This window comes from Streptomyces afghaniensis (assembly GCF_044327915.1).
GTDB classification, from domain to species: domain Bacteria; phylum Actinomycetota; class Actinomycetes; order Streptomycetales; family Streptomycetaceae; genus Streptomyces; species Streptomyces afghaniensis.
The window spans coordinates 537,630-551,195 of record NZ_JBIRGJ010000002.1 but is presented as its reverse complement, the minus strand read 5'-3'; the positions used below and the strand labels follow the sequence as shown (position 1 = coordinate 551,195).

Genomic DNA, 13,566 nt, shown 5'->3' with positions numbered 1-13,566 from the left:
GTGACCGCCCGGAACGACGACGACCGGCGCGACGCCGAGTACGACGGCATGGACGCGCTGATGGCCGTGCTCGCCGGCGACCCGCTGCCGGAGGGGGCCCGGCGGGACCCGGCCTTCATGACGGCCCACCGCGCTGCCGCGGCGGACGTGGCACTCCTACGGGAACAGCTGCTGCTGATGGGAGACACCCTGGCGCACGACCCAGGCGCGGACGCGGCCGACCCCGAGACGGAGCCCCGCGCCGGGACCGACACCGGGGCGCGAACTCGAACGGAAGCAGCGGATCCGCCGGAGGGACTCCCGACGGACGGCGGCTTGTCGCCGCGACCAGGAGATCCGGCGGGGCGAGCCCCGGTGGCGGGGCCTGCGGGCGGCGTGCCGGTCGTGGGGGCCGCCGGGCCGGGGGCGTTCGTGGACCCGTTGCCGGAAGCGGTGGATCCGGCGGGTGAAGCACCGGGGGGCGGGCCGCGGGCCGTGCGCGCTGGTGCTCCGGTGGGGGACGGAGAGGGGGATCCGGGGGGACGGGCCCCGGCCGCAGGGCCGCTCGCGGGGGCGGGCGGCGGCGTTTCGGTGACGGTGTTGCCCGGGGGGGCCCGGGCGCATGGGGGGCGGTCCGGGCGGCGTAGTCGGCCCCGGGCCCTCGGCGTCGTCGTGCGCGGGCTCGTCGCTGCCGTGGCCGCCACCGTCGTGGTCGGTATGGGATGGCTCGTCGTGCAGGGCGATCACGGGGCGGGGGACGACGCGGGCTCCGGCTCGGCCGCCGATGCCGCGGCCGGTCCGGCGCGTGGCCAGGAGGGTGCCAAGCTCGGTCACGCCGGTTATCTGGCCTGCGCCCGGGTCGTGGCCGAGGGCACCGTCGTCGAGGTCGAACCGGTACCCGGCGCCCGGCAGGACCGCGTCACCCTCGACGTGGACCGCTCCTACAAGCCCGCCGAGGGCCAGGACCGGATCGTCTTCCCCATGGACGAGGACGCCGCCCCCCGGCCGCGGCCGGGCGACCACGTCCTCGTCGGGTTCACGCGCGGGCAGGCCCAGCCGGACCTGTGGAGCGTCGGCGAGAAGGAGATCGCCCCTGAACGCGCCTGGATCACCGCCGCCCTGCCGGAGTCGGCGACCCTGCCCTGCGAGTGAGCAGTGGACGGAAACAGCGAGGGCGGGCGCCCAGCCGGGACGCCCGCCCTCCGATGCCGTCCAACCGCTACGGCACGACCTTCTCGATCTTCACGCTGCCCACGCCCGCGGCCGTCCCGCGCGCGTTGACCAGCTGGACCTGGCCGAAGAACTCACGACCCTCGGGCGCGGGCGCCGCGGCGGTGACGCTGCCCGAGACCGTCGCCGAGCCGCCCGTGCCGAGCTTCACCGGCGCCGACCCGTCGACCGTGACGCTGCCGAGGGAGGGAGCGAAGAACACGTCCCGGTAGTCGTACTCGGTCGTGCCGGCCGGCACCGAGTAGCCGACGACCTCGACGGTGTACTTGCCGGCGGCCGGCGAGGGCACGGAGACCGACTCCTCCGAGTCGCCGTCGGCGGACCTGCCGACCTGCTTGCCGGCGGCGTCGTAGACCACCAGGTCCAGGTCCGCGGCGGCGTCCGAGACGCGGCCGATGGCCACGTCCAGCGACTTCGCGCCCGCGGGCACCTCGACCGTGGTGGTCTGCGTCTCGCGCTGGCTGATCGACGGACGGGTCGTCTTCGACGAGCCGAGGGAACCACCCACCAGCTTGCCGTCGATCGCGGCGAAGCCGTTCGTCACCTTCCAGGAGGCGGTGGCCGGGGTGCCGACCTTCGCCTCCGGCACGGTCACGGTCTCCGGCTCGAAGGCCGCGCCGAGCACGGCGACGTCCAGCTTGTACGGGTTGTCCAGCAGCGGCGACGTACGGCGCGACTCGACCTCGATCTCCCACACGCCGGGCTGCGGGTTCGCGTAGGAACGCACGTCGGGGCGGCAGGTGTTGGCCGGGTTCGCGTAGTTCGGGTAGCAGTTGACCGTCGACGTCGGGTCGGACGGGACGCCGTACGGGTGGATGGAGATGAACCGGGTCTGGCTCTTGTCCTTCAGCCCGCCCAGCGCGACCTCCAGCGTCTTCGCGCCCTCGGGCACGGTGACGTAGTAGTGCCGCGAGCTGTTGCGCTGCACCGAACCGGACGCGGAGAACGTGTACTTCAGCGGCGCCGCGACCACGACCGTGCTCAGGACCTGCTTGTCGATGCCCTCGGTCTTCGGGTCGTCGACCTCCAGGATCGCGCTCTTGATGCCCGCGGACTCCGGCGCGGCCTGGACCTTGACGGTGACCGGCTTGTTCAGCGGCAGCTTCACCTCGTCGGAGCCGACGATCCGGAACGTGCCGCCCGCGTTGTTCTCGAAGTGCAGCTCGTGCCGGACCGCCTTGTCGGCGCCGGACGTACGGGTGACGGTGATCTCGTACGTCTTCTTCTGACCGGCCTTCAGGCCGCCCTCACGGTCGTACAGACCCGTGCCGTAGCCGGGCGTCCTGAGCTTGTCGTCCATCGCGGTGTCGACCGGCGCCTTCACCGTGTACGCGTGGGAGGCCGCGCCGTCGCGGATCGCGTCCCAGGCGTCCTCGATGTTCATCAGGCCCGCGCCCTCCTCGTACGCCTGCACACCCTTGATGTGGTCGGCGGTCGAGGTGAGGGCCGTGCGCAGGGTCGCAGGCGTGAGCTCGATCTTCTTCTGCTCGGCGGCCGACAGCAGCAGCGCGGCGGCGCCGGCGGCCTGCGGGGAGGCCATCGAGGTGCCCTGGAGCATGCCGTAGCCGGCCGGCAGGGAGTAGCCCGCCTCGGCGACCGGGGCACCCGGCATCCACGTCTGGATCGTGTTGATCGCGGCACCCGGGGCGACCAGGGTCGGGGTGAAACCGCCGTCCTCACGCGGACCGCGCGAGGAGAACGGCATCAGCGCGTACTTCTTCTCCACGACCGAGCCGTAGTTGGCGGCCCAGGTCTCCTTGGAGACGGACGCGCCGACCGAGATCACCTTGTCGGCCAGGGCCGGGTCGCCGATGGTGTTGGTGCCGGGGCCGGAGTTGCCCGCGGAGATCACCAGCTGCACGCCGTAGGTGTCGATGAGGCGCGTGTACAGCTCGGCGCGCGCGTTGTTGCCGTCGTTCAGCGCCGGCAGGCCGCCGATGGACATGTTGACGATGTCGACGCCGCGCTTGGTGACGAGGTCGATCATGCCCTCGGTGAGCGCGACGTTGGTGCAGCCGCCGGACCAGGTGCAGGCACGCGAGGAGACCAGCTTGGCGCCCGGGGCGGCGCCGTCCATCTTGCCGCCGAACAGGCCGTTCGCGGCGGTGATGCCGGCGACGTGCGTGCCGTGCTCGGACTCGATGACGCCGATGTTGACGAAGTCGGCCTTCGCGCCGGCGCCGTTGTAGACGACGTCCTTGCGGATCTCGACCACGAACGGCTGCCGCTCGGCGATGTCGGTCTTCGGGTCGTCGGTGCCGAAGTACCCGATCTGGAAGCCGTCCTTGTACGGCTTCATCGCGGTGTCGTCGGCGAAGTCGAAGTTGTTGTTCAGGTCGACGCGGACCGTACCGGCGGCCGGGTCGTACAGCACGCCCCAGGAGTCCGTGGTGTCGCCGTCGCGGTTGGCGTCACCCGCGGCGTCACCGCCGGTGGTGTACGACTCCTTGAAGGTGCTCACCCGGTACGAGCCCGACGGCGCCTTCCAGCTCCTGCCGTCGTGCGTGAACGCGGGGCCCGCGACCGAGGTGTCCATCCGGCGCCACGTGTTGTCGTTGTCGACGACCGGGTCCGTCGCCGTCACCCAGTCGACGATCTTCCGCTCGCCGGTGGTGGTCTTCTGCAGCGCCGGGTGGCCCAGGTCGACGCCGGAGTCCAGGATGCCGATGGTGATGCCGCGGCCGTCCGCCTTCGGGTGGTCCTCGACGAAGTCGACCGCGCCTGTCTCGAAGGACGGGTTGTACGGGTTCTCCGCGGGGGTCTTCTTCCCCGGCGCCGGGTACGTCGCCGCGGCGGCCTCGGCCCCCTTGGCGGTGTCCGCGGCCGGCGTCGGGTCGTCCAGCGGGATCTCCTCGCGCAGGTCGATGCCGTGCACGGAGGAGAGCTTGGCGGCGGCGGCGATGGCCGAGTCCGCCCGGGAGGTCGGGACGGTGGCGCGGACGTAGCCCAGCTTGTCGTCGGCCCGGCCCACCGAGCCGCCCTTGACCGCGTCCAGCTGCCCGGCGACCTGCTCGGTCTGTCCGGGCGCGGTGGCGATCATCATCGTGACGGTCTTGTCGCCATCGGCCTTGGCCTCGGCGAGCAGGTCCGCGTCGCCCGAACCGAGCTTGCCGTGCGCCGACTTGACGTCGGTGTCGGCCGGGGCGGTCGCCCCCGGCTCGTCGGCGGCGAAGGCCAGGGGGACCGGCCCGGCCGCGGAGAGGGCGGCGACGAGACCGGCGGCCACGGCGACGCGCGCCACGCGTCTCCTGGCCGATATCGGGTCACGCTGGGGGGTGTTGGTCATCGGCATCCCTTGTAGGTAAAGGAACGAGCGGGAGCGACCGGAACCGATCGGCCCTGGTCGCGACCGTCCGGATCGCAGGCCCGGACGATCGCACAGCTTTACGCAAGGTGAGGTTCTTTGGGGAGGGTTGACCGAATCGAAATGGATGTATGGGGAAAACCCGCGATGCGTTTTGCGGGCATGAGTCCCTAAGGCGGCGAAATCGGTTAACGTCCCGGAGTGCGACAGAAGTTGAGGGTGGCGGCCTACGCCATATGCGTCCGTGACGGACAGATCCTGCTCGCCCGTTCCCCGGCGCCCGACGGCACCCCGGAGTGGGTCGTGCCCGGCGGCGGCATGGAGCACGGCGAGGACCCCTACGACACCGTGCGGCGGGAAGTCGAGGAGGAGACCGGGTACCGCATCGAGGTCACCGGACTGCTCGGCGTGGACTCCTCCCACCGCGTCTTCCGCGAAGGCCTGGGACGCGCCGTCGACCATCACGCCGTCCGCTTCGTCTACGAGGGCCGGATCATCGGCGGCGAACTGCGCAACGAGGTGGGCGGCTCCACCGACCTCGCCGCCTGGCAGGACCTGGACGCGGTGCCCGGACTGGTCCGGGTGGGGATGGTCGACATCGCACTGCGCCTGTGGCGGGAACGGCCGCCCACCGGACGGCTCGCCGACGTCCTGGAGGACGCCGAATAGAGCCTGCCCGGACGCCAGGCCTTAGATGCAGTACCCCGGAAGATGAACACCGCGTGACCGACTCCCGGCCGTTCCCGGAGCGGCCGACGACGCGCTGGGTAGTCCAAGATCCACGTACGGTGATCGGCGCTGCGCGTTGCCGCCCTGTTTACGCGCAGGTCATTCCGGGTGCCAACGATCCAGTACGAGCGGGAAGTTCGCGTGCCGAGCTTCCCGCGACCACTGCCGACGCGTTCGCACTCGGGGAGAGAAGCGCATGTCGCGCACACGCTCAGTCGCCGGCTCCGGCCAGGGCATCCACCGTCGTTCCGTCCTCGCCGCCACCGGAGCGGTCGCCCTGTCCGCGGGTGCCGGCTACGCCCTGCGGCCCAGCGACAGCCAGGCCGCCACCGCCACGGAGACCACCGAGGCCGTCGCCGCCTCCTCCCGCCGGGCCCCGGCCGCACCGCTGGCCCCCTACACCAAGGGCACGACCCTGGCGTCCGTGGCCACCCCGCGTGGCTCCGGCTACCGGCGCCTGGGCGACGGACCCGGCTGGCAGCGGGTCGTGCGCTCCGACCTGGCCGCGCCCAAGTCCGGCCGCGCCGGGCGCCGTACCGCGCTCGCGGCATTCGTGCAGCTCACCGACCTGCACATCATCGACGCCCAGCACCCGCTGCGCCTGGAGTACCTGCGCTCCGCCGACGTGCACGCCTGGCGGCCGCACGAGGCGCTGACCGTGCAGGGCGCGATCGCGCTCGTGGAGCGGATCAACGCGCTCCGCGGCGCCCCCGTCACCGGCGCCCCTCTGCACTTCGCCATGACCACCGGCGACAACACGGACAACAACGCCAAGTCCGAGCTGGAGTGGTTCCTGAAGATCATGAGCGGCGGACGCATCACGCCCAACTCCGGGGACCCGCGCCGGTACGAGGGCGTGCAGAACAGCGGCCTCAAGCAGTACTGGCAGCCGGACGCCGCGGTCCGCGACAGCGACAAGCAGGCCGGTTTCCCGCACCTCGACGGCTTCCTGAAGGCCGCCATCCGCGAGGTCCGCAGCCCGGGCCTCAACCTGCCCTGGTACTCCACCGTCGGCAACCACGACTCCCTGCCGATGGGCTGCTACGCCTCGCACGGCGACTCCTACCTCACCGAACTCGCCGTCGGCGGAAAGAAGCTGATGGAGGTGTCCGCGGCCGAGGCACAGCGGCTCCAGACCCTCATCAAGAAGGCCCGGGACCCCAAGGGTGTCCGCTACGAGGACTTCCTGAAGTCCCACGCCCGGGCCATGCGTTCGGTCACCCCGGACGAGAGCCGCGCCCCCTTCACCCCCGCCGAGTACCTCCGGGCGCACCTGGACCCGGCCTACCGCGGCGTCGGCCCGGCCGGCCACGGCTACTCCTCCGCCAACCTCGACACGGGCACCCAGTACTACGTCTTCCGCATCTCCGACGACGTCATCGGCATCAGCCTGGACACCACCGACGCGGGCGGCCACTACGAGGGCTCGCTCGGCACGGCCCAGCTGAAGTGGCTCGACCGGACCCTGCGGGAGAACAAGGACTCCCACGCGGTGATCTTCAGCCATCACACCAGCAAGACGATGACGAACACCCGCATCGACCCGGCCCGCCCTGATGAGCGCCGGCACAACGGCCAGGAGGTCCTCGCCCTCCTCGGCGGCCACCGCAACGTGCTCGCCTGGGTGAACGGCCACATCCACAAGAACGTCATCACCCCGCACTCGATGTCCGGCGGCGGTTCCTTCTGGGAGATCTCCACGGCCTCCCACGTCGACTACCCCCAGCTCGCCCGCATCATCGAGCTGACCGACAATAAGGACGGCACGGTCTCCCTGTTCACCACGCTGGTGGAGTCCTCGGCCCCGCACCGCACGGACTTCTCCGACCTCTCCCAGACCGGCCTCGCGGCCCTCTACCGCGAGCTGTCCCTCAACGCCCCCGGCGCGAGCACGACCCTCGGCGGCGACCCGGAGGACCGCAACACCGAACTGGTGCTGAAGAAGGGCTGATTCCAGCTCAACCCCGCCCGGGCCGGTCAACCCCGGCCCGGCGGCCCGGGTCCCACCCCCTGACACCGCTCGACGTGACGGGGGCAGGGGACATGAACAGACGCGCACGCACGATCCTGACGGCGGCGACGGCCGTGGCACTGTCGGCGGCCCTGGCGGGCCCCGCGGCCGCGGCCCCGCCCACCGGCGGCCACGACGCGACCCGGCAGGCGGTACGGGCCGCGGTCGCCGACGGCGTCCCGGGCGTGACGGTGAGAGTGCGGCAGGGGCACGGCACCTGGGCGGCCACGGCCGGTGTCGGCAACCTCGAGACGGGCAAGCCGCGTTCGACGCGCGACCACTACCGCATCGCCAGCATCTCCAAGACGTTCGTCGCCACCGTCGTCCTGCAACTGGAGGCGGAGGGGCGGCTGTCGCTGGACGACACGGTGGACAAGTGGCTGCCGGGCGTGGTCCGGGGCAACGGCCACGACGGCAGCCGCATCACCGTCCGGCAGCTCCTCAACCACACCAGCGGCATCTTCGACTACCTGGCGGACCCCGGCTTCCAGCGGACGTACATGACCGCGGACGGCTTCATGAAGCACCGGTTCGACGAGGCGGACCCCGGGGAACTGCTCGCCTACGCCCTGGCGAACGAGCCGTACTTCGCGCCGGGCAGGTCGTTCGAGTACTCCAACACGAACTACCTCCTGGCCGCGCGGGTGATCGAGAAGGTCACGGGCAACGACTACGGCGACGAGATCGGCCGGCGCATCATCACCCCGCTGCACCTGACCTCCACGTCCGTCCCCACCACCCGGGTCACCCTGCCCCGGCCCAGCAGCCGCGCCTACTCCAAGCTGGCCGAGACGGACACGGGCCCGACGTACGACGTCACGGAACTGAACGCGCGTCTGGCCTACGGCTCGGGCCAGATGGTCTCCGGCTCGGCCGATCTGAACCGCTTCTACTCGGCCCTGCTCCGCGGCAGGCTGCTGCCGCCCGAGCAGCTGCGGGAGATGAAGACCACGGTCCCTTCCAGCCGGGACACCAGCCGCTACGGTCTGGGGCTCGTCGACCGCAAGCTCAGCTGTGGCGTCCACGTCTGGGGCCACGACGGCGGCATCAGCGGCTCGAACTCGGACGCCGTGACGACGGAGGACGGCCGGCACTCCCTGGCGGTCAACTTCAACGGCGACTGGTCGGGCAGCACCGACGCGATCATCGAGGCGGAGTTCTGCGGCAGGTAGGACGGTGCCGTCCGTCCGCTTGGTGAGAGGCTCGCTCATCATGCGAGAAGAACAGCCGGACCTTCCATCCCTCGGCTGCCTGGCTCCGAATCCCTAGCGAGGAAGGGCACGCGACAGTCGCAGCCGAGGGGGTCCTCCTCATGAAGGGACAGCAGCTGCAGGAGGCGGCCAGGGGCGTCATGGAAGGAGCCGGGCCCTTCGAAGCGCCGCCACATCCCGCGGTATCCGCTGCGGCGGAGCGGTTCGCCGCGCTGCTGGCGGAGGTCGCCCAGCTGGACGAGGTGCCGCTCGACAGCGACTTCTTCGATGATCTCGGCGCCGACTCCCTGGTGATGGCGCACTTCTGCGCACGGGTGAGGAACCGGCCGGATCTGCCGCCGGTGTCGATGCGCGACGTCTACCGGCATCCGACCGCCGGCAGCCTTGCGGCCGCACTGCTCGACAGCACCCCGCCACCCCCCGGATCCGAGATGCCCGGCCGACCGGCACTGCCCAGGCAGCAGGCCGAGGCGTCGGCGCCGCCGACGGGCCGCCCGCACCGCGTGCTCTGCGGGGCACTCCAGCTTCTGGCCTTCCTCGGCTACGCCTTCCTCGTCGCCGCCGTCACGGCCCAGGGCTACGAATGGATCTCCGGGCAAGCGCACCTGCTCGACGCCTACCTGCGGAGCGTGGTGTTCGGCGCCGCACTGCTCCTCGTGCTGTGCGCCCTGCCCGTGATCGCCAAGTGGCTGCTGTTCGGCCGGTTCACACCACGCCGGTTCCGCGTCTGGAGCTTCACCTACTTCCGGTTCTGGCTGGTCAAGACGCTGATCCGGTCGAGCCCGCTGGTCCTGTTCGCCGGATCGCCGCTCTACCCCCTCTTCCTGAGGGCCCTGGGCGCACGGATCGGCAGAGGAGTGACGATCCTTTCGCGCTCCGCCCCCGTCTGCACCGATCTGCTGACCGTCGGTGACGGCACGCTCGTCCGCAAGGACACGCTGATGAGCTGCTACAACGCGGTCGGCGGGGTGATCGAGACGGGGCCGGTCACCCTGGGCCGGGGCGCCGTCGTCGGTGAGGTGACCGTGCTGGACATCGGGACCCGGCTCGGTGACGCGTCCCGGCTCGGGCACGCGTCCTCCCTGCACACCGGCCAGGCGGTCCCCGACGGCGAACACTGGCAGGGCTCGCCGGCCCAGCCCGCGGACGGCGACTTCCAGGAGGTGGAGCCCGCCCGGTGCGGCACCGTACGGCGAGCGGTCCACGGCACCCTGCTGCTGCTCACGGTGCTGCTGGTGTACCTGCCGCTGGCGGTGGGCTGCCTGGACGTGCTGCTCTCCCGGGTGCTGGAGGGATCCGCGGTGGCGAAGGGCGGGGCGACGGTGCTCTACGCCGACCTGCTGGTGGTCACGGCCGTGGTCTTCTTCGGCGGTGTGATCGCCGCTCTCGTGGTCCTGGCCACCGTCCCTCGGCTGCTGGGCCTGCTCGTCCGGCCCGGCCGGACGTACCCGCTCTTCGGATTCCACTACTCCGTGCACCGGACGATCGTCCTGATGACGAACAGGAAATCCCTGACGCGCCTGTTCGGCGACAGCTCCTGCATCGTGCACTACCTGCGCTGGATCGGCTATCGCCTGACTCCCGTGGAGCAGACCGGGTCGAACTTCGGCACAGCGGTCAAGCACGAGAGCCCCTACCTGAGCAGGGTCGGCACCGGGACCATGGTCGCGGACGGACTGTCCCTGATGAACGCCGAGTACTCCAGCACCTCCTTCCGGTTGTCGCCGACCGTGATCGGGGCGCACAACTTCCTGGGGAACCGCATCGCCTACCCCGCCGGCGGCCGGACCGGCGACAACTGCCTCCTCGCCACCAAGGTGGCCGTCCCCGTCAGCGGACCGCTCCGGCACGACGTGGGACTTCTCGGCTCCCCCTGCTTCGAGATCCCGCGGTCGGTGGCGCGGGACAGCACCTTCGACGAACTCAAGGACGCGGACGGCCTGCGCCGTGCCCTCGCGGCCAAGAACCTGCACAACGCCGTCACCATGGCATGTCACCTGCTCACGGGATGGCTGTACTTCTTCTGCGTCGCCCTGCTCTTCGCGCTCGCCGCGAGCCGGTACCCCGCGTGGGGCACCGTGGCCCTCGCGCTCGCCAACGCCGCCCTGCTGCCGTTCACCTTCCTGTACTACGTCCTCCTCGAGCGGGCCGTCATCGCCGCGCACCCACCCGAGCCGTTGTTCTGCTCGATCTACGACCGCCGCTTCTGGCGCCGTGAGCGGTACTGGAAGGTGCCGTCCGAGACCTATCTGCACATCCTCGACGGCACCCCGTACAAGACCGTCGTATGGCGCCTGCTGGGCGTCCGGATCGGGGCACGGGTCTTCGACGACGGCTGCCACATGACGGAGCGCCCCATGGTGGCCATCGGGGACGACTGCACCCTCAACTCGGGCAGTGTCCTGCAGTGCCACTCCCAGGAGGACGGCACGTTCAAGTCGGACCGCAGCGCGCTCGGTGCCGGCTGCACTCTCGGCGTCGGAGCGCTCGTGCACTACGGAGTGACGGTCGGCGACGGCGCCGTGCTCGCGGCGGACTCCTTCCTCATGAAGGGCGAGACGGTCCCCGAACGCACCCGCTGGACGGGGAATCCGGCACACCCCCTGGACGAGAACGGAGGTGCGCGGTGATGGCGGCGACAGCGACCGACGCCCGCGTCCCCGGAAGCGACAGCAGGGCCCAGGGCGGCTTCACGGCCCTGCCCCGATGGGCGAAGGAGCCGGTGCCCGGCACCGGGGAGCACGTCAGGAGCGTCCCCCGCGAAGTGACGGCGGCCCTGCACGGGCGGGCCCGTGAACTCGGGGTGCCGCTCACCGCGATCCTCCTCGCGGCACACACGAAGGTGCTCGCCCTGCTCTCCGGCGATCCCGAGGTGCGCAGCGGCTGTCTGCTCCCGGGCCGGACCGGGCCGCTGCCCTTCGAGCTGACGGTCGCGCCCGGCACCTGGCGCCGGCTGGTCCTGGAAGCCCGGCGGGCCGAGGCGGCGGTGCCGTCGCCCGGGGCCGGTTCACCGTACGCGGCCGGAGCCGAAGCGGTGTTCGCCCCGGCCGGGCAGGAGGTCACCGTCCCGGCGGACGGCAGCCTGCTCCTCGGCGTCTCGGCGGGCGAGGAGGGCGGCCGGCTCGTGCTGCGCCTGCGTCACCGGACGGACCTGCTGGACGCGGACTGTGCCGCGCGGATCGGGGGGTACCACCTCGCCGCACTGGAGGCGATCGCCGCCGATCCCGACGCCCCCCATGACCGGCGCAGCCTGCTGTCGGCGGACGAACTCCGGTTCCAGCTCGACGGGCTGGCGGGGCCGCACCGTGCGCTGCCGGACCGCCGGTTCCACGAGCTGTTCGAGGAACGCGTGCGCGAGGCTCCGGACGCCGTCGCCGTGATCCACCAGGGCCGCAGCCTGACGTACGCGGACCTCGACACACGGGCCAACCGGCTGGCCCGGGCCCTGCTGGCCGAGGGGCTCGGACCCGAGGACACGGTCGCCGTGGTGACCGAGCGCGACCTCCACTGGGCGGCCGCCGTGCTCGGCGTCCTCAAGGCCGGCGCCGTGTACCTGCCCGTCGACCCGCGTCACCCGCCCGGCCGCATCGCCGCGATGCTCACCCGCGCCGGCTGCTCGTACGTCCTCACCGAACCGGGCAGCACCGGGCAGCTGGACCGGGCGCTCGCAACGCTCCCCGGGACCCGGCGGCTGCTCGTCCCGGACGTCACCGGCCGGGCCACCGACGGAACGGACCTCGGCCTGGACATACCGGCGGACCGGCTCGCGTACGTCTTCTTCACCTCCGGCTCCACCGGGGAGCCGAAGGGCGCCATGTGCGAGCACGCCGGCCTGCTCAACCACCTGTACGCCAAGATCGACGACCTGGGCATCGGCGAGGGCACCGTGGTGGCGCAGACGGCCTCGCAGTGCTTCGACATCTCGCTCTGGCAGTTGCTCGCGGGGCTGCTGACGGGCGGGCGGACCCTGCTGGTCGAACAGGACGCCATCCTCGACGCGGACCGGTTCCTGGACACGATCACCGAGGGCCGCGTCAACGTCCTGCAACTGGTGCCGTCCTATCTCGACGTCATCCTGTCCGTCCTGGAACGCGGCCCCCGGGACCTGCCGGACCTGCGGTGCGTGTCCGTCACCGGTGAGGCGCTGCGTGGGGAGCTGGTCCAGCGGTGGTTCGCCACCGGTCCGGCCGTGCGGCTGGTCAACGCCTACGGACTGACCGAGACGTCCGACGACACCAACCACGAGGTGATGGACCGGGCGCCCGCCACCGATCGGATCCCGCTCGGCCGGCCCATCGCCAACGTCTACCAGTACGTCGTCGACGACAACCTGCTCCCGGTTCCGCTCGGGGCGCCCGGCGCCATCGTCTTCTCCGGGGTGTGCGTCGGCCGCGGCTACGTCAACGACGCCGAACGCACCCGGCTCGCCTACCGGGCCGACCCTCACCGCCCCGGCCAACGGCTCTACCGCGGAGGAGACTTCGGCCGCTGGCGGCCCGACGGGAAGCTGGAGTTCCTCGGCCGCCGGGACACGCAGGTGAAGATCCGGGGGTTCCGGGTCGAGATCGGCGAGGTCGAGAACGCGCTGCTGCGCGTGCCCGGTGTCACGGACTGCGCGGTCGTGGTGACCGGCGCGGAAGGGCACGGCCGCCAGCTCGCGGCCTTCTGCACGAGCGCGTACGCGGTGACCGCCGAGGACCTGCGGGAGCGGCTCGCGGACCTGCTCCCCGCGTACATGATCCCGGCGTCCTTCCACCGGCTGGACCGTCTGCCGCTCACAGCCAACGGCAAGACCGACCGCAAGGCCCTCGCGGCGCTCGCCGAGGACCTCGGTCCGGCCCGGGAGGCCCATGGCGCCCCGCGGACGCCGGCCGAACAGCGGCTCGCGGCGCACTGGGAGGCGGAACTCGGCCTGCCGCCCGGGCGGATCCGCCGGGACGACAACTTCTTCGACCTGGGCGGCACTTCCCTGTCGGCGGTACGGCTGGCGGTCTCGCTGGGCCGGGTGATCTCCCCGCGCGACCTCGCCGGCCGTCCCGTACTGGCCGACCTGGCCGAGCTGATCGACAGCCGGACCCGCGGAGAACCGTGACGGACACGAG

The 13,566-nt window shown here is 71.8% G+C and carries 7 protein-coding genes; 6 read left to right on the top strand and 1 reads right to left on the bottom strand.

Annotated features, from left to right (window positions below):
- Entirely contained in the window at positions 1-1,131 is a 1,131-nt protein-coding gene (locus ACH4G3_RS08675) for a hypothetical protein (protein WP_397623785.1), read from the top strand.
- A gap of 67 nt (positions 1,132-1,198) precedes the next feature.
- On the opposite strand, the gene ACH4G3_RS08670 is transcribed toward ACH4G3_RS08675, so the two are convergent.
- Positions 1,199-4,495, bottom strand: coding sequence for a S8 family serine peptidase (locus ACH4G3_RS08670; protein WP_397623784.1), 3,297 nt, complete (start codon positions 4,493-4,495; stop codon positions 1,199-1,201).
- Between the two features lie 219 nt (positions 4,496-4,714).
- Here ACH4G3_RS08670 and ACH4G3_RS08665 point away from each other — a divergent pair, with 219 nt between their 5' ends.
- The 5 genes from ACH4G3_RS08665 (at position 4,715) to ACH4G3_RS08645 (ending at position 13,556) form a co-directional block, all read left to right on the top strand.
- Positions 4,715-5,182: an NUDIX hydrolase gene (locus ACH4G3_RS08665; protein WP_397623783.1), complete on the top strand. Its 468-nt coding sequence runs from the start codon at positions 4,715-4,717 to the stop codon at positions 5,180-5,182.
- Positions 5,183-5,438: 256 nt separating this feature from the next.
- A complete protein-coding gene (locus tag ACH4G3_RS08660; RefSeq protein WP_397623782.1) occupies positions 5,439-7,193 on the top strand; it encodes a TIGR03767 family metallophosphoesterase in 1,755 nt (584 codons plus the stop codon).
- 92 nt (positions 7,194-7,285) lie between these two features.
- Positions 7,286-8,425: a serine hydrolase domain-containing protein gene (locus ACH4G3_RS08655; protein WP_397623781.1), complete on the top strand. Its 1,140-nt coding sequence runs from the start codon at positions 7,286-7,288 to the stop codon at positions 8,423-8,425.
- 140 nt (positions 8,426-8,565) lie between these two features.
- Positions 8,566-11,094: a Pls/PosA family non-ribosomal peptide synthetase gene (locus ACH4G3_RS08650; RefSeq protein ID WP_397623780.1), complete on the top strand. Its 2,529-nt coding sequence runs from the start codon at positions 8,566-8,568 to the stop codon at positions 11,092-11,094.
- On the top strand, positions 11,094-13,556 hold the full coding sequence (locus ACH4G3_RS08645) for a non-ribosomal peptide synthetase (protein ID WP_397623779.1): 2,463 nt from the start codon (positions 11,094-11,096) through the stop codon (positions 13,554-13,556). Before ACH4G3_RS08650 ends, ACH4G3_RS08645 begins: the two co-directional genes overlap by 1 nt.
- The last annotated feature ends 10 nt before the right edge of the window (positions 13,557-13,566 follow it).